The sequence below is a fragment of the Acidimicrobiia bacterium genome (genome assembly GCA_016650365.1).
Classification (GTDB): Bacteria; Actinomycetota; Acidimicrobiia; order Spongiisociales; family JAENVV01; genus JAENVV01.
The window spans coordinates 1-15,533 of sequence record JAENVV010000052.1; the positions used below are offsets into that span (position 1 = coordinate 1).

At 61.0% G+C, this 15,533-nt stretch carries 16 protein-coding genes, 1 tRNA gene and 1 pseudogene; 10 read left to right on the forward strand and 8 right to left on the reverse strand.

Annotated features, from left to right (window positions below; all coding sequences use genetic code 11):
* Window positions 1-504 (forward strand): PLP-dependent transferase (locus JJE47_03330; protein MBK5266443.1); only part of this gene is annotated, 504 nt, incomplete at its 5' end.
* A 234-nt stretch (window positions 505-738) separates the two neighbouring features.
* Complete coding sequence (locus tag JJE47_03335; protein MBK5266444.1) at window positions 739-1,722, forward strand: TerC family protein; 984 nt, start codon at window positions 739-741, stop codon at window positions 1,720-1,722.
* A 53-nt stretch (window positions 1,723-1,775) separates the two neighbouring features.
* Here JJE47_03335 and JJE47_03340 read toward each other — a convergent pair whose 3' ends face one another.
* The 4 genes from JJE47_03340 to JJE47_03355 form a co-directional block, all read right to left on the reverse strand.
* On the reverse strand, window positions 1,776-2,984 hold the full coding sequence (locus tag JJE47_03340; protein MBK5266445.1) for an MFS transporter: 1,209 nt from the start codon (window positions 2,982-2,984) through the stop codon (window positions 1,776-1,778).
* Window positions 2,985-3,111: 127 nt separating this feature from the next.
* Window positions 3,112-3,780 (reverse strand): lactate utilization protein C, encoded by a 669-nt coding sequence (locus tag JJE47_03345; protein ID MBK5266446.1) that lies wholly within the window; start codon window positions 3,778-3,780, stop codon window positions 3,112-3,114.
* Window positions 3,770-5,173 (reverse strand): iron-sulfur cluster-binding protein, encoded by a 1,404-nt coding sequence (locus tag JJE47_03350; GenBank protein MBK5266447.1) that lies wholly within the window; start codon window positions 5,171-5,173, stop codon window positions 3,770-3,772. Before JJE47_03350 ends, JJE47_03345 begins: the two co-directional genes overlap by 11 nt.
* On the reverse strand, window positions 5,163-5,909 hold the full coding sequence (locus tag JJE47_03355) for a (Fe-S)-binding protein (GenBank protein MBK5266448.1): 747 nt from the start codon (window positions 5,907-5,909) through the stop codon (window positions 5,163-5,165). The genes JJE47_03350 and JJE47_03355 overlap by 11 nt, the downstream gene beginning before the upstream one ends.
* A gap of 36 nt (window positions 5,910-5,945) precedes the next feature.
* Here JJE47_03355 and JJE47_03360 point away from each other — a divergent pair, with 36 nt between their 5' ends.
* Window positions 5,946-6,389, forward strand: coding sequence for a hypothetical protein (locus tag JJE47_03360; GenBank protein MBK5266449.1), 444 nt, complete (start codon window positions 5,946-5,948; stop codon window positions 6,387-6,389).
* Window positions 6,389-7,357: a quinone oxidoreductase gene (locus tag JJE47_03365; protein MBK5266450.1), complete on the forward strand. Its 969-nt coding sequence runs from the start codon at window positions 6,389-6,391 to the stop codon at window positions 7,355-7,357. Before JJE47_03360 ends, JJE47_03365 begins: the two co-directional genes overlap by 1 nt.
* Window positions 7,358-7,363: 6 nt before the next feature.
* Here the strand turns inward: JJE47_03365 and JJE47_03370 are convergent, their stop codons facing one another.
* The gene (locus JJE47_03370) at window positions 7,364-8,041 is read right to left on the reverse strand and encodes a DsbA family protein (GenBank protein ID MBK5266451.1); all 678 of its coding nucleotides are present in this window, start codon (window positions 8,039-8,041) and stop codon (window positions 7,364-7,366) included.
* A 174-nt stretch (window positions 8,042-8,215) separates the two neighbouring features.
* Here JJE47_03370 and ybaK point away from each other — a divergent pair, with 174 nt between their 5' ends.
* Complete coding sequence (ybaK, locus tag JJE47_03375; protein MBK5266452.1) at window positions 8,216-8,698, forward strand: Cys-tRNA(Pro) deacylase; 483 nt, start codon at window positions 8,216-8,218, stop codon at window positions 8,696-8,698.
* Window positions 8,699-8,778: 80 nt separating this feature from the next.
* Here ybaK and JJE47_03380 read toward each other — a convergent pair whose 3' ends face one another.
* Window positions 8,779-9,675, reverse strand: coding sequence for an alpha/beta fold hydrolase (locus JJE47_03380; protein ID MBK5266453.1), 897 nt, complete (start codon window positions 9,673-9,675; stop codon window positions 8,779-8,781).
* A 385-nt stretch (window positions 9,676-10,060) separates the two neighbouring features.
* Here JJE47_03380 and JJE47_03385 point away from each other — a divergent pair, with 385 nt between their 5' ends.
* Window positions 10,061-10,777: a sulfite exporter TauE/SafE family protein gene (locus JJE47_03385; protein MBK5266454.1), complete on the forward strand. Its 717-nt coding sequence runs from the start codon at window positions 10,061-10,063 to the stop codon at window positions 10,775-10,777.
* A gap of 1,289 nt (window positions 10,778-12,066) precedes the next feature.
* Here JJE47_03385 and JJE47_03390 read toward each other — a convergent pair.
* Window positions 12,067-12,189 (reverse strand): annotated as a pseudogene (locus tag JJE47_03390) (helix-turn-helix transcriptional regulator).
* A gap of 83 nt (window positions 12,190-12,272) precedes the next feature.
* Between JJE47_03390 and JJE47_03395 the strand changes: the two are divergent.
* From JJE47_03395 to hflX, 3 genes are all read left to right on the forward strand, one after another.
* Window positions 12,273-12,367, forward strand: a tRNA-Sec gene (locus JJE47_03395).
* 25 nt (window positions 12,368-12,392) lie between these two features.
* Window positions 12,393-12,677: a hypothetical protein gene (locus tag JJE47_03400; protein ID MBK5266455.1), complete on the forward strand. Its 285-nt coding sequence runs from the start codon at window positions 12,393-12,395 to the stop codon at window positions 12,675-12,677.
* Between the two features lie 65 nt (window positions 12,678-12,742).
* A complete protein-coding gene (gene hflX / locus JJE47_03405) occupies window positions 12,743-14,053 on the forward strand; it encodes a GTPase HflX (protein ID MBK5266456.1) in 1,311 nt (436 codons plus the stop codon).
* Between the two features lie 25 nt (window positions 14,054-14,078).
* Here hflX and JJE47_03410 read toward each other — a convergent pair whose 3' ends face one another.
* The gene (locus JJE47_03410) at window positions 14,079-14,813 is read right to left on the reverse strand and encodes an ROK family protein (GenBank protein ID MBK5266457.1); all 735 of its coding nucleotides are present in this window, start codon (window positions 14,811-14,813) and stop codon (window positions 14,079-14,081) included.
* Between the two features lie 54 nt (window positions 14,814-14,867).
* On the opposite strand from JJE47_03410, the gene JJE47_03415 reads away from it, so the two are divergent.
* Window positions 14,868-15,533: NADP-dependent phosphogluconate dehydrogenase (locus JJE47_03415; protein MBK5266458.1), on the forward strand; the 666-nt coding region annotated here is incomplete at its 3' end.

The window sequence follows — 15,533 nt, forward strand, 5'->3', positions numbered from 1 at the left end:
GCCGACCTTGAGGTCCTCGAAGGGCTCAAGTTCCTTGAGAACGCCACCGGTCCGGTGGCCGGACCGTTTGACGCCTTCCTGGTGTTGCGGGGTATCAAGACACTCGGGGTACGGATGGATCGCCACTCGTTCAATGCGCTGATGGTGGCACGTTTCCTCGCCGCCGATCCCCGGGTTGAACGGGTTATCTACCCCGGGTTGCCATCGCACCCGCACCATGAACTAGCCGCCAGGCAGATGAAAGGCTTTGGGGGAATGGTTTCGTTCATCCCGAAAGGCGGGCCGGAAAAGGCTGCGTCGGTCAGCATGAACACCGAGCTGTTCTTTCTCGCCGAGAGCCTGGGCGGAGTCGAATCACTCATCGAGATCCCCTCGGCCATGACCCACCTGTCGGTGATCGGCACTGCTCTTGAGGTGCCGGAGGATCTCGTTCGGCTGAGCGTCGGCCTTGAGCATGTCGACGACTTGATCTCAGACCTCGATCGGGCGCTCGGCTCCTCGTAGAAGCCGATCGTCGACGCTCCGAAACGGTCCTCGGAAGGTCCTACCGGGGTTTTCGTCAACCCGGTAGCCCAGCTTGCCCGCTACACTCGTCCCGGAAGGGGAGTATCCCGATGTGACCCGCCGTCAGCACGACCATTCGGTCCGGTGTGTCAGCCCGAGAGTGGCGGAGAGACCTTCGGTGTTGGGGTGACTAGTTCACCTTCAAATTGACGACACGGAGCCCCCTTCATGACGATGGCAGTTGAAGAAACCCGCGAACGATTCGTATCGCTCGACGTCTCGCCCGGGGCCTGGGTGGCGCTTATGGCGATCATCTTTTTGATGTTGGCTGTCGACTTATACCGCCACCGGGACAACCACGAACCAACCCCCAAAGAGGCACTTCGAGAGTCACTCGCCTGGGTCGCCCTGGGCCTATCGTTCGGTGGCGTCATTGGGTTGACGTTCGGCGCACCCGCCCTCGGCGAATACCTCAGCGGATACCTGATTGAGAAGTCGCTCAGCGTCGACAACGTGTTCGTCTGGTCGATGCTTTTCACATCGATGTCGATCCCGCTCAAGTATCAGCACCGCGTCTTGTTCTGGGGGATCTTCGGAGCGCTCGCCCTCAGGGCAATTTTCATCTTCGCGGGTACCGCCCTGATCGGCCGGTTCGCGTGGATCCTGCTCATATTCGGGGTGTTCTTGGTATTCACAGGGTTCAAAGTGATTCGCCACCGCGCCGACGAAGGAGAAGCCGAAGCGAGCCGGGGCCTGGGCCTGCTGAAGCGGGTGATGCCGGTGAGTGCCGAGTTTGACGGCCACAAGTTCTTCACTCGGATAAACACCAAGCGAGCCGCCACGCCACTGTTTGCCGCTCTGGTAGTGGTCGAAGTCACCGATGTTATCTTCGCCGTCGATTCCGTCCCCGCCATTCTTGCCGTGTCAAACGAGCCATATCTGGTGTTCGCCAGCAACGCCTTCGCCATTCTCGGATTAAGGGCAATGTACTTCCTGCTCGCCAACGCCAAGCAGCGGTTCCATTATCTGTCGCACGCGCTGGGAGGAATCCTGATATTTGTCGGCGTCAAAATGGCCGTCTCGACCTGGTATCACATGGACACGGTGTACTCACTGGGTGTGATCGCCGCTCTGCTCGTGGGAGCAATCTGGTTCAGCCACCGACGCAACATCAAGAATGGCGTGACCTTCTCGAACGACAACCGACACATCCATTGATGCAACTTGGGGCTGATACAGCTTGGGGCGAGCACAACCAGAAGGCGCAGTGCTCAGACCTCGATCGGGCGCTCGGCTCGAACTGACCGCGGGCCGGGAACCAGCAACAGGGCACCCCCGGCGCTCAACAACAGCGCGGCCGCCCAAGGGGTCAGGGTATCGACAAGTAAGCGGTCGATGAACGACCCGACCAAGGCGCCGCCACCAACATAAACCGATCCGTAGAACGCCGCTGCCATGCCGGCTTGTTCACCCATCGGTTCGAGTGCCAGCGAACCGAAATCGATCGAGGCGGCGGTGTTAACGGCCAATACGACAGTCAGCAGACCGAGCGTGACACCCAGAGGCGGAACCCCCGGAATAGTCAGGGCAAGCAGTACCGCGGCCACCGCCAGATTGACAGCCAGCATCCATAGGGAGGAGCGCTTCGCCCCGATGTGGTTCACCAGCCGGCCGTTGCCGAGCATCACCGCGGCGGCCACGGCCGTCATCGCACCAAACGCGAGCGGAAACAGGCCAGGTCGCCCGAAGATTTCGCCGATCACCCGTTCAAAGCTGCTCAAGAACGAGCTAAACGCAGCAAAGAGCAGCATCGCTCCGACGGTGTAGCGACGGGTTGTTCGATTGCCAAGCACAAATCGCGCCGCCCGAACGATGGCCGGTAGCTCGAGCGCAACGATGTTGGACTCAGGCCGACTTTCGGCAAGCCGAAACGACCAGACAAACATCAAGACGGCCAGCAGAGCGGGGAAGGCGAAAACCATTTGCCAGGAGGTTGCCGACAGAAGAGCTGCTCCGGCCAACGGTGCGAAGACCGGAACGATGAGAAAGATCGAGAAGGTTATCGACATGATTCGGGCCATCTCATCACCCCGAAACCGGTCCCGAATAATGGCGCTGGCCGACACCTGGAGGGCGGCCGCTCCCAACCCCCACAGGAACCGAGCACCCAGCATGAACCCGAACGTCGGGGCAAACGCCGAGGCCAGGGATCCGACGCCATAGACGGCAAATCCCAACCGGAAAACGGGGAGGCGCCCGAACCGATCCGACAGCGGCCCGTAGATGACCTGGGCGACCTCGCCAAGGAAGAAAAACGTGATGATCAGGGCGGCTGCCGTGGACTCGGGTCCGAGTTGGTAATGGACCCGGATCTCCCCGAACGCGGGAGTCATGAAATCGATCGCCATGGCAGAAAGGGCCATAACCATCGACATCATCCCCACTAGTTCTCTGGTTCGGATTCGGCTCGAAGATCCCATGAGGTGCCACCCTATACGTCCGATGCCCCGGTAAAGAAGAGCTCACACCACCTGACGATCTCGCCTGACTGGCCAATACCCTATAGATCCGAGCCCGGACCGCCCTGTGGCTTCCCCGGATTCGACTCTATCGATCTTCGAGGACGAGAACGTGGACGTGGCGGGGTCCATGAACGCCCTGAGTCAGGTGCATCTCGATGTCCCCGGTACGAGACGGACCGGTAATCACGACCAGGTTCACCGATCTCGTGAGTGACTCGGGTCGGGAAGCCGCCCAGTGCGACAAAGACTCGACAATCTGAGAGGCCGGGAGCAAGGCGACGTGCACCTCAGGGATCAGCGAGGCCATCCGTGAACGGTTCGGTCCGTGGGTCAGGACAATCGACCCGGACTCTGCCAGACCTCCATCGGCCCCGGTGATTCCAACGAGAAGGTCGTAATACGCGCTCTGATGGTGAAGCCGATCCTCCGACGGGACCTCAAAAGGTCTCGGCGAAAACCCGTTCGCGATGAGACCGGCACCAATCCCGGGGACGGGCAACTGACTATCGGCCCAGCCGAGATACTCATCAGCGCCATATTCGCCCATGATCGATACGACATGGTCGAGGGCGTCGGTCGCGTCGATGACCTTGACGGCGCAATTGACGTCCGTGGCTCGCTCGACAAACCGATCAAGGAGATTTCCGATCCGCAGATCACCGAGCAGGGCACCAGGGGCCACTTCCGATCTCGGTGGCAGGTCAGCCGTCGACATTGCCTGCCGGACTCGCCCGAGGAACTCTTTACGCTCCATGTCGGGCCTTCCAACGAGTATGGAACGGTTTCCTGGCCGGCTGGGGTAGGTCCCTCGCTCCGGTCCAGTTGGCCCCGTACGACGGGGCCTTAGTGATCCAGCCGTCTTTGGCCATCATCGACCCGACAACGCCCCCGGCCTTCAAAAGCAACCGGAACTGTCGGGGGTGAGTGGCCGCAGTGGCATATCGTCCGATCGCGAACGTCAACCAACCTGGGAGATGCCCATCGGTGGCAGCCCTGGATCGCAGCGTGAGCAGCATCTTGGGTATGTCGATGCGGACCGGGCAAGCCTCGACACATGCCCCGCACAACGTCGAGGCGTACGGGAGTTCGTGCCACTCGTCCAGCCCTTTCAGAGCCGGTGTCACCACGGCACCGATCGGACCCGGATACGTGAATCCGTAGGCATGCCCACCAACCTCCCGGTAGACGGGACAGATGTTGAGACAGGCTCCACATCGGATGCAGGCAAGAATCTCGGCCTCCTGGCCACCGAGGGTTCGTGATCGCCCGTTGTCGAGAATGACAACATGAAAGGCATCGGGCCCATCTGGATCGCCATGCCGGCGCGGCCCGGACACGAAGTTCGTGTACACGGACAAACGCTGACCGGTTCCCGCTCTCGCAAGAACCTCAAGCACTGCCGAAGCATCTCCGAAGGTCGGAACGATTCGTTCCATGCCCATGACCGTCACATGGATTCTTGGAGCGGTCGTGGTGAGCCGTCCGTTCCCCTCATTCGTCACGAGAACGACGGTACCGGTATCGGCAATTGCCATGTTGCAGCCGGAAATTCCCATGTCGGCAGTTAGAAACTCGCGTCGCAGGTGCTCCCTGGCCATTTGAGTCAACTCAGCGGGATCTGTTGAGAATCCCCGATCGAGCTTCTCGGCGAACAGTTCCCCGATGTCGTACCGGGTCTTATGGAGGACCGGAGCAATGATATGTGACGGCTTGTCACCGCTCAGTTGGACGATGAACTCTCCGAGATCGGTCTCCACGATGGACAACCCGGCCGCTTCGAGGGACTCATTCAGTTCGATCTCCTCGGTCACCATGGACTTGGACTTGACCACGGTTCGCACATCGCTGTCATCGGCGATCTGGCGGATGATGGCATTGGCTTCGTCTCCATCGACCGCCCAGTGCACCTGGCCACCATTGGCTTCGACCTGTGATGCGAATTGAGCGAGATACTGGTCAAGATTGGCCAGCGTGTGCAGACGTACCTCCCTGGCACGATCCCGCATTTCTTCCATGAGCGGGAAGTCGGCGGAGGCGGCCACCCGATAGGCCGACATGCGCCTGGCCGCTTCGCTGACAGGTACGACGACGCCCGATTCCCGGTCCCGTTTGACCCGCCCGAGGAACGTCACCGGTTCAATCGTCATTGGCGTTATCGAGTCGACCGGCCAGAATTTCGGCAAAGTGTTTGACGGTCACGGCCGAGCCGTTGCGATGCAGTCCACCTCCCAGGTGCATGAGGCAGCTCACATCGCCGCCAACCAGGACCGCCGCTCCGCTCGCCTCAACATTCTTGAGCTTGGTTTCCATCATGGCTACCGAGACCTCGGGCATCTCAACTGAGAACAAGCCACCGAACCCGCAGCAGTTTTCTGCGTCGGGGAGTTCGACTCGTTGTACGCCCTCGGCGCGATCGAGCAGCGACTCGGCCTGCGTTCGCAGATTCAAATTGCGAAGCCCGTGACACGAAGGGTGATAGGCCACCGAACAGTCCCCGCAGCCCGGACCCACGGTCTCAAGGCCGAGGTCGTCGACCAGGAACTGCGACAGCTCCCTGGTTCGCCCTGCCACCCGTTCGGCCTGAGCCGCCCGGCGGGGATCGCCGGCCATAAGTTCCGGGATGTGATGCACGATCATATCGGTGCATGACCCCGACGGCAGAACGATAGGACCGTCCGTGGCGTCGAGGATGTCGAGCGTGTGAGCTGCCATCCTTCTGGCGTCATCACGCAACCCGACGTTGTACGCCGGCTGGCCACAACAGGTCTGATCAGCGGGAAATTCGACAGTTTCACCGGCCGACTCGAGGAGGTCGACGGTAGCCTCACCCACTTCCGGAAAGAAGGAATTGACCAGACAAGTCACAAACAGTTGAACAGCCATCTGGAACCACGATAACTGCATGCCTACGATGAACCTATGGATACACCGCAAATAATGATCGGCGTCGAAGTGCCATTACTTGGAGACGAGCGCCGCAAGAACTGGGCGAAGGTCGTCGACTTTGTCGATCCATCCAAGCAAGGGGGCTGGGCATTCGAGGGAGACTTCGTTGCGACCGGGGGCATCCAGGACGTTCCGCTCGGTGCCGTATTGCTTATTTACGGCGAAAAGGGCCGGGCCGACCATCCCCAGATCGAAGCCCATGTCTACCGGGCCAACGGCGACGGGACCCTATCGCTGCACGCAACTGCCAAAGGCAAGGCGTGGGCCCGAACGCTTCGGGATCGGGTTATCGAGGTGCTCGACCACACGAGCGAAGTAGAACAGATAGTTTGGGGACCCGAACTTGAGCGTTACATGGATGAAGCGCTGGCGGAAGAATTGATTCGCCGCGGGTGGACGGTTCAGAAAGGTACGTAATGAAAGCCATCGTGATTTCCGCCCCGGGCGGGCCTGAAGTACTCGAGTACACGACCGTTGATGATCCGACTCCCGGGCCGGGCCAGGCCGTTGTGGAAATCGCCGCCGCCGGCCTGAACTACATCGACACGTACCATCGGATTGCCTTGTACCCGATGAACTTCCCCATGACCCCTGGCCTCGAAGGATCGGGCACCATTGTCGAGTTGGCCGACGACGTCACCGGGTTCTCGGTGGGCGACCGGGTGGCCTGGACCGGAGCCCTCGGCTCATACGCCGATGCCGTAGCCGCCGACGCTTCAGTGCTTGTCCCGGTTCCCGACGGCATTGAGATGGAAACAGCCGCCGCCATCCCGCTCCAGGGCATGACGGCCCACTATCTCGTCAGGGACACGTACGCGCTCAAGCCAGAGAGCCGCTGCCTCATCCACGCCGGAGCCGGCGGAGTCGGACTGCTCGTCATCCAAATGGCCAAACTCATTGGTGCCGAGGTCTTCACCACGGTGTCGTCCGCCGAAAAGGCACAACTGGCATCGGCAGCCGGCGCAGATCATGTGATCCGCTACGACGAGGTCAACTTCGCCGACGCCATCGAAGAGATCGCCGGCCCTCGACCGCTCGACGTTGTGTACGACGGAGTTGGCAAGACCACCTTCGACGACGGGCTTCGCCTTCTCAGACCACGTGGTCTCATGGCCCTATTCGGGGCGGCGTCGGGTCCGGTACCACCGCTGGACCTGCAGGTGCTGGCTCAGAACGGTTCGCTCTTCGCCACCCGCCCGACATTGTTCAGTTACATCGCCAAACGCGAAGAGTTGCTCAGCAGAGCGAATGATATTTTCGGTTGGATCAACTCAGGCGACCTGCAGGTTCGGATTGGCCAAACCTGGCCCCTCGAACAGGCCGCCGATGCCCACCGCGCCTTGCATGCCAGGGCAACGACGGGCAAAACGCTGCTGATCCCGTAGTCCGGTTCAGCAGACTCCGTCGAGCGAACAAACGGCACCGGGTTCGACGTCGGGCACGGTCAGTTCGATCCAACGATGGATGATTTGGTCGAAGGTTTCTGCGTTGGTGTACCCGCGGGTCAACGTCATCGCCTTACCGTCACGAACGCCCAGCACGGTCGGGAATCCTGATGCTCCCAGTTGCCTGGCAAGACTGAAGTCGCCCCAAGTCGCCGTCTTCATCTCCGGCGAGAGGAGCGCGGCCATGAAGACGTCGGGATCGACATCAAACCCGGCCACGAGCGCTGGGTAAACGGTCGGGTCAGTCAGGTCGATCGCCTTGGCGTAGAACGCTTCATGGAGGTGGTGCGCCCACTCGACGATTCGGTCGGGTTTGAGGTTCCGCATCGTGACCAATGCGATATCGGCGAGTTCGGTGTCGTAGACCCAATCGTCTCGTTCGAGACCGGCCGGGTCAAACGCTTGACCGGTGGCCTCCTCGACCTGCTGCCAATGGTGAGCAAGCATCTGACGCATTCCATCGTTGAGCGGCTCGGCCGCCTCCCCTGGCCGAAGCCCACCGGCCACAACGTTTACGACAAGTTCGGGGTGATGATCAATGACGGCTCGGAAGGCGGGGGCGAAACCCCAACACCAAGAACACATCGGGTCAACCACATAAATCAGCTCGCCGGTTTCACTCATACGATTGCCAACCGTAGCCACCACAAAAGCATTCCCCACCCGAACCTGCGAACCCCGGGTTGAACCCTGGGTTCGTACGCCCGTTTTCGGGCGCTCCAGCCCCAAGTACGATCGGGAGGGATCCCCGCCTCGCCGGAGGCAACAACGAGCCAGTCGGTGCGCGACAATGTCGGTATGTCATCGACCCCCGCCACAACGGAACTCGACCGGCTTGGAGTGGCCTACCAGCTTCATCAGTACGAGGTCCACGTCGGCGACGACCTGGGCCGAAGTTACGGCGAAGCAGTGGCCAACGAGATCGGCGTCAGCCCGGATACCGTCTTCAAAACCCTGGTGGCTTCTGTCGATGGCAAGCTAACTGTCGGAATCGTCCCGGTTTCGGGCACCCTCAACTTAAAGGCCCTCGCCAAGGCGGTCCGAGGCAAAAAGGCCGCCATGGCCGATCCCGCAGACGCGGAGCGGGCCACCGGATATGTGGTCGGAGGTATTTCACCCTTTGGCCAGAAGAGACGACTCGTGACGGTGATCGATGCCACGATCACAGACTTGGATGTCGTCTACGTATCAGCTGGAAGGCGCGGTCTTCAGGTGTCGCTTGCCCCGGACTCCATCATCGGTGCTCTCGATGCGATCGTCGCCGATATCGCCGGTCCGTAACTTCCTCAGCTCCAACCTGGGGTCCCCGCGCCCATTTCCGGGTGCTGGAACCCTGGGTTGAACCCAGGGTTCGGGGCGTTCTAGGAGGCGGTCGGCGAACTGGGTCGAACTGCGCGTTCGGCGTGGGTCACGATGTCGTTGACAAGCTCCGGCCAGAGTGGCTCGGGAAGGTCATGGCCCATCGTCGCATACGATTTGAACATCGCTCCCGGGATCGCTCTGGCGGTGGCCCGACCGCCTGAGATGTTGACAAGGGGGTCTGCCTCCCCATGGATTACCAGGGTCGGAACCCTCACCGAGTGGAGCGCCCTGGTCCGGTTCCCCGAGGCGAAGATGGCGGCGAGTTGCCGGCCGCCTCCCTCCGGATAATGCGAACGATCAAACGACAGCTCAGCCCATTTGCGGGCTTCGACCGGGTTGAAATAGTGAGGACTGGTGATCCTCCGCACTTCGACAGTTGCCTCTACCGCCGCCTGGCGATCGGTTGACTCCGGTCGGAACATCATCCGGATCGCCTCAAGCTTGGCATGCCCCACAAACGGCGATCCGGTCGTCGACATGATCGAGGTCATCGAGAGCAAACGATCGGGCCGGCTGATCGCCATCTGCTGGACGATCATGCCGCCCATCGAGGCTCCTACCACGTGCGCTTTGGCGACTCCAAGATGATCAAGCAGTCCAACTGCATCGTTGGCAAGATCGGACAAGTGATAGGGCGCTTTGCCGGACAGCCGGAGTTTCAACGCCGATGGCAGCCCGATAATCCCCGAGGCCACGCCATGGTGTTTCGTGCTCAACCCTATGTCGCGGTTATCGAACCGGACGACGTGAAAACCACGATCGACGAACATCTGACAGAACCCCGGCTGCCAGGCGATCATCTGCGTGGACAATCCCATCACGAGCAGAATGGTCGGATCATCAGGAGAGCCGAACGTGTCATATTCGAGGGTGATATCGCCTACCGGTGCTTGCATCAGACAAGGAACTCTAGTGATGCCGACAGAGCAATTTTCAACCCGCGCCGGCCCCTTCCGCCGGCCAGATTGAACACCTCGTCGTTAACTGGATGTGCGGAAGCCCATTCGGGCTTCCGCACATCTTCAAAGTAAACGGTTCTTCCCTCATGTTGAGGGTCGCATGTGGACCATCATGCGAACCGAGAACCTCGGTGGTCCGAGTGGAAGTCGCAGTCGCGACTTGGCCGTCGCGCTAACGCTCGGCCACCTCCAGAGTCCAATAAGAATTACCCAACTAGGACCACCTCCTTTCTCTGGTACGCACAGTCAACCACAAAACACTCGCCAATGAGAAGGATTTTCTTGTTCGTGCCAAACTGCCGCCTGCCTACCGAGAGCGGAGATGCCCGACCTATCCCTCATGCTGATCGCGGCCGCCATCATGTTTCTGGCGGCGGCCGTCCAGGGGACCATCGGATTCGGCCTTTCGGCGCTGAGCGTGCCACTGCTGACGCTCCTCGATCCGGTCCTCACGCCGATCCCGCAGATCATGCTCGGCATCGCTCTTGCAATCTCCATGGCCATTCGTGAGCGCCCGTCGATCGACTTTCGCGGCGTGCGCTGGGTCCTGGCCGGCCGGGCCACAGGAGCCTTCCTGGGCGCCTGGCTGCTCGGTCTGATGACCGAAAGAACCGGGAGCATTGTGATTGGCGCAGTCGTCGTTGCCGCCGCAATCCTGCTGGGCGCGGGATGGTCCATCCATCGCTCCCGATCAACCGAGTTGGTAGTCGGGGTGGTCAGCGGCACAAGCGGGGTGGTTTCGGGTATCGGAGGACCTCCACTGGCACTTTTGTTTTCCGGGACGGAAGGTCCCGTCACCCGGGCCACGCTGTCGACCATCTTCACGGTCGGTCAAAGCCTCAGCATCATCGCCCTCACCGTGACCGGCCGGACAACGATGCTCGACCTGCAGATCGCTGCCTATCTTCTTCTGCCATTGCTCGCTGGCTTCACCGCTTCGTCACGAATCCGCAACCGGGTATCGGGACCCCGTCTTCGGACCAGCATCATCGTGGTGTCTGGAATCGCCGGAGCCATGCTGCTCGTGCAATCAATCTGAATCGGCCTCTCTGAATGGGCCGTTAAGTCGTCGTTAAGTGCGCCACGATATAACGGCAAAAGAAATGCAGCCACGGTTTCCGAACCGGCGCCTTCCAGGGAGGGTGTGGGAACGGTAAGTCTGGGGAAAATCGGGAGGAAGCACAGAGGCTCTCGCAGCTGCGGGGGCCTCTTGGCTACTAATGCCGACCCCGACCGGAGCCGGTCAAAACACCGCTAGAACCCGGTCGTCAGGGTATCCAGGATCCCGGTCAGCTGTTCCCGGAACCCGGCCCAGGCCCATCGGGCGGTCAAAAGCAGGGCAATGAGCGTCGCGGTGGTGAGAGCTGCCCGAATGCGGTATCCCCGGATCTCCTTCGGATCTTCCAGGTACGAATCCGGGCCAATCGGTCTTGCTTGTTCCAGGGTCTGGGTCCGTGGTTGGGCAAGAGGCGCCGGACGCCCAACGGCCGGAACCGGTGTCGTCGGCTGCATTGCAGGAACGGTCTTTACAACGCCGGGCGATTCGACGACAGCCGTCCGATCGATGAGTTCGGTTGGCTCGGGTTCAAGCGATTCGGGCTCAATAACAGGCCGGGGACGCGGTTCTGCGACGAACTCGACGTCGGTAGCCGTGGCCACGCCCAGCAAACGTTCTTCCTCGGCCGGCGTCGACATCAGAATCTGGGTTGGTTCCCCTGCCTCATCGTCCGGTACATCGTCCGCCTCATCGATCGGACCATCGTCTGGTTCATCGTCCAGGCCCGGTAGCTCGACTTCGGCATCGACACCGATCAAGTGCGTTTGGCCATCTGGCATATCGGCATCTAACTCAAATTCGAGCTCTGACTCCGTCTGGAGAGGTGGAGCCTCGGGATCCGGCTCATCATCGACCGGTTGCTCCCTCTCGAACTGCCAGCTCTCGCGAAGTTCGCTTTGGATTGGCTTTTCCGGTCCAACCCGGAGAGTTTCCGGACGCCGATCGTTTTCAAGCAGGTAGGACCTCGGTTCAGCCGCTTTCGCCGGTCCCGGGGTCTTGAACGACGCAAGATCAGCATCAAGGCGATCGGGATCCTCGACCAGCGGCATTGGAAAAGACGGTCTCCAGGTGGGTTCCACAACCGGAGGCAACTCTTCCGGAGATGGGCCATCGGTCAGACCGGCGGCCGCCAGGTCATCCGGCCCGTCCAGTTCATCGGCCATGTCAGGTGTCTCCAGAGGCGCCACTCCCGCCAACCCGGCCAGCAACGAGCCGTCTATGCCGAGCGCGGATGCCACCGATTCAAGAACGGCACGATCGTTGGGCGTAGCCCGATCACGTTCCCAGGATCGGATCGTCGACGGGCTCCGACCGACCAGGTCAGCCAACTGTTGCTGGGTCAGGCCCATCTCGATGCGATGCTCTTTGACGAGTTGTCCAAACGATGCGGTCATTGAGTCCCTTGAAACGACTGACGTAACCGCAACGGTAGCGTCACCCGAACGCAGTGCACAGGTTTGGTACTAGCCTGCCGCCTGGAGGCGACTGGACGCCTGGTGGGTCCCACGGTCTTCAAAACCGATGGGGGATCGAAAGGTCCCCGGCGGGTTCGATTCCCGTCCGCCTCCGCCAATCGAGAACCGAACAAAGAAAGTTCATGAGCAAGTTCACAGTCATGTCCGGCTGGAGAGTAGGTCGGGCCAAGGAAGAGTCGACCCGTTCCGGGTTGCTCGTCCCCATCACATCCGAGAACAACAATGATGCTCTGGCACTCATGGACATCATGTCCGGTCACCAGTTTTGGGCTGTGCCGACCGGCGCCTGGCGGTTCCTTCTTCCGGAGTCGGGAGAACTGGTTGTGGCCGTCCGCGAATCTCAGATCATCGCCGAACAGGCGACCACGGATGGCAATTCCAACGACGACACGGGCAACTATCTCTAGCGATATTCGCCGGCACGACTCCCCCGAGCCGGGTACCGTCGCGTCCCCATCTACTTGGAATGCTCATGACATACGAAGGTAGGCAGCGCCGGCGACTCACGGCCACCGTCACCGATCTCGAAGTCGAGGTCCAGAAGGCGTTTCTGGTTGGTGTGCTGCTGTATGGCGACTCGCTCGACGACGCCAAACGCTCGCTTGAGGAATTATCACTACTCACCCAGACTGCCGGGTCCGACCCGGTGGACGCCGAGCTGCTCAAGCGCGATCGACCCGACCCGGCCCGATTCATCGGGAAAGGTCAGGCCGAAGAGCTGGCAGCTGTCACGAAAGCACTCGACATCGACGTTGTTGTGTTCGACAACGACCTGACTCCGGTTCAGCAACGCAACCTCTCGAAGATATTTCAATGTGATGTCGTCGACCGCGTCGCCGTGATCCTCGACATCTTCGCCCAGCACGCCACGTCGAAAGAAGGCATGCTCCAGGTCGAGCTCGCCTTGTTGCGGTATCACCTGCCGAGGCTGCGCGGCAAGGGCACCGAATTGAGCCGCCAGGGATTCGGACTCGGTGGGATCGGCTCGCGCGGTCCTGGTGAAACACGCCTTGAGACCGATCGGCGGCGTATTTACTCCCGGGTTGCCAGATTGGAAAACGAGATCAAAGGTCTCAGCAGTTCGCGCAACACCCAGCGCAAGGCCCGCCGATCCTCGAACATCCCCCTGGTAGCTCTGGTGGGATACACGAATGCCGGCAAATCGACCTTGCTCAACCAGATAACCGACGCCGGAGTACTCACCGAAGATCGCCTCTTCTCGACTCTCGGTTCGACCGTCCGCAAAGCTCACCTACCGTCCGGCGACGACATCCTTCTCTCCGATACTGTGGGGTTTGTGCGTCGGCTCCCCCACATGCTGGTGGAGGCTTTCCGATCAACGCTCGAGGAGATCAACGACGCCACGATGATGCTGCACATCGTTGATGGTTCCGATCCGGGAGCCGAATCGCAGATCGCCGCGGTTCGTGAGGTACTTGTCGAGATCGGTGCCGCCGAAATCGAGGAACAGCTGGTATTCAACAAGATCGACCTTGCCGACCCCGTGGCGATCGGACGCCTCCACCGGGTCTTTCCTGACGCAGCCTTTGTTTCGGCCCTCACCGGCGAAGGCGTCGGGGATCTCGGCCACACGATCGCCAAACGCCTGGCCGATCAGTATGAAGATGTCAAGCTGTCGATCCCCTATGACCGGGCCGACGTCGTGGCCGCCATCTACCGGGACGGCACTGTCCTGAGTACCGACCACGGCGAGGAAGGGACCGTCGTGCGAGCCCGAATACACACGACCAGGATGAACCGATTTCGAGAATTCGCTGTCTAACGGATTGGCGGCGAGCCGTTCTGAACTATCCCGAGATGGCTGCCACGGCGGCACCCACGATCCCGGCATCATTACGCAGCTCGGCAGGCACCACCCGGGTTGGAACGGAGAGACGCCCGGACCATGCGTCCCATTCCTTGGAAATGCCGCCTCCGGCAATGATGAGATCCGGCCAGAACAATCTGTGAACGTAATTGAGGTACTCGTTCACCCGGTCGCCCCAATCCTCGTACGACATGCCGTCCTCTTCTTGAATGCGGCCGGCGGCGTAGTGCTCGGCATCCATCCCGTGCATTTCAAGATGGCCTAGTTCCGTGTTCGGTACCAGTTTGCCGTCCACGAACAGCCCCGACCCGATCCCGGTTCCAAACGTCACCATCAGGACCACCCCCGCCTGACCGCGCCCCGCCCCGAACCGGACCTCGGCCAGCCCGGCCGCATCGGCGTCATTCAAAAGCGCCACCGGCCGGCCGATGGCAGCCGAGAGCAACTCTTCGCCGGGTGCCCCGATCCATTGGGGGTCCACGTTCGCCGCAGTTTTCGCAATGCCACCTTGAACGACCGACGGGACGGCCACCCCGACCGGACCTTCCCACGAGAAGAACCGGACAATGGCGGCGGCCGTGGCAACAACCGCATCGGGGGTGGAGGGTTGGGGAGTGTCGATCCGGCGCCGATCCGCCAGCAGCGCACCGATGGAGGTATTCACCGGGGCCCCCTTGATGCCTGATCCGCCGATGTCGATGCCGAGCGCGTTCATAGAGAACAGAGAATAGACGGGTACGCTATGACAAGGAATTCACCAAGGAGCACTGTGGAACCAACTGCTGACATCGGCCTGATCGGCCTCGCCGTGATGGGGCAGAATCTCGTTCTCAACATGAACGACAGCGGTTACACCGTCGTGGTGTCCAACCGAACAACTTCGAAGATCGACGAGTTCCTGGCCGGCCCGGCGGCAGGCACGGCCATCATCGGGGCTCACACCACCGCAGACCTGGTCGGCCATCTCACGAAGCCACGGCGCGTTATGTTGATGATCAAAGCCGGCGACCCCGTTGACGAACTGATCCAAACGTTGATCCCCCTTTTGGAACCGGGTGACATCATCATCGACGGCGGTAACTCGAACTTCCAGGACACCATCCGCCGCACCGCCGAGGTCGAAGCTGCCGGCCTGCTCTACGTAGGGATGGGGGTCTCGGGGGGCGAAGAGGGTGCCAGGACCGGTCCCTCGATGATGCCGGGAGGCTCTGCGGCAGCTTGGCCACACATCAAGGAACTATTCCAGTCGGTGGCTGCCAAAGTCAGCGATGGAACCCCGACCTGCGATTGGGTGGGGTCAGACGGCGCCGGTCACTACGTCAAAATGGTCCACAACGGCATCGAGTATGGCGATATGCAGGTCATTGCCGAGGCTTACCACCTTCTGAGCGTCGGTCTGGGGATGGATCACGATGCCATGGCTGCCGTATTTGCC

Bases quoted from the DNA above. Each gene is read 5' to 3' on its own strand.
- JJE47_03335 (MBK5266444.1), top strand. From the start codon at position 739: ATGGCAGTTGAAGAAACCCGCGAACGATTCGTATCGCTCGACGTCTCG.
- JJE47_03340 (MBK5266445.1), bottom strand. From the start codon at position 2,984: ATGGGATCTTCGAGCCGAATCCGAACCAGAGAACTAGTGGGGATGATG.
- JJE47_03345 (MBK5266446.1), bottom strand. From the start codon at position 3,780: ATGGAGCGTAAAGAGTTCCTCGGGCGAGTCCGGCAGGCAATGTCGACG.
- JJE47_03350 (MBK5266447.1), bottom strand. From the start codon at position 5,173: ATGACGATTGAACCGGTGACGTTCCTCGGGCGGGTCAAACGGGACCGG.
- JJE47_03355 (MBK5266448.1), bottom strand. From the start codon at position 5,909: ATGGCTGTTCAACTGTTTGTGACTTGTCTGGTCAATTCCTTCTTTCCG.
- JJE47_03360 (MBK5266449.1), top strand. From the start codon at position 5,946: ATGGATACACCGCAAATAATGATCGGCGTCGAAGTGCCATTACTTGGA.
- JJE47_03365 (MBK5266450.1), top strand. From the start codon at position 6,389: ATGAAAGCCATCGTGATTTCCGCCCCGGGCGGGCCTGAAGTACTCGAG.
- JJE47_03370 (MBK5266451.1), bottom strand. From the start codon at position 8,041: ATGAGTGAAACCGGCGAGCTGATTTATGTGGTTGACCCGATGTGTTCT.
- ybaK (MBK5266452.1), top strand. From the start codon at position 8,216: ATGTCATCGACCCCCGCCACAACGGAACTCGACCGGCTTGGAGTGGCC.
- JJE47_03380 (MBK5266453.1), bottom strand. From the start codon at position 9,675: ATGCAAGCACCGGTAGGCGATATCACCCTCGAATATGACACGTTCGGC.
- JJE47_03385 (MBK5266454.1), top strand. From the start codon at position 10,061: ATGCCCGACCTATCCCTCATGCTGATCGCGGCCGCCATCATGTTTCTG.
- JJE47_03400 (MBK5266455.1), top strand. From the start codon at position 12,393: ATGAGCAAGTTCACAGTCATGTCCGGCTGGAGAGTAGGTCGGGCCAAG.
- hflX (MBK5266456.1), top strand. From the start codon at position 12,743: ATGACATACGAAGGTAGGCAGCGCCGGCGACTCACGGCCACCGTCACC.
- JJE47_03410 (MBK5266457.1), bottom strand. From the start codon at position 14,813: ATGAACGCGCTCGGCATCGACATCGGCGGATCAGGCATCAAGGGGGCC.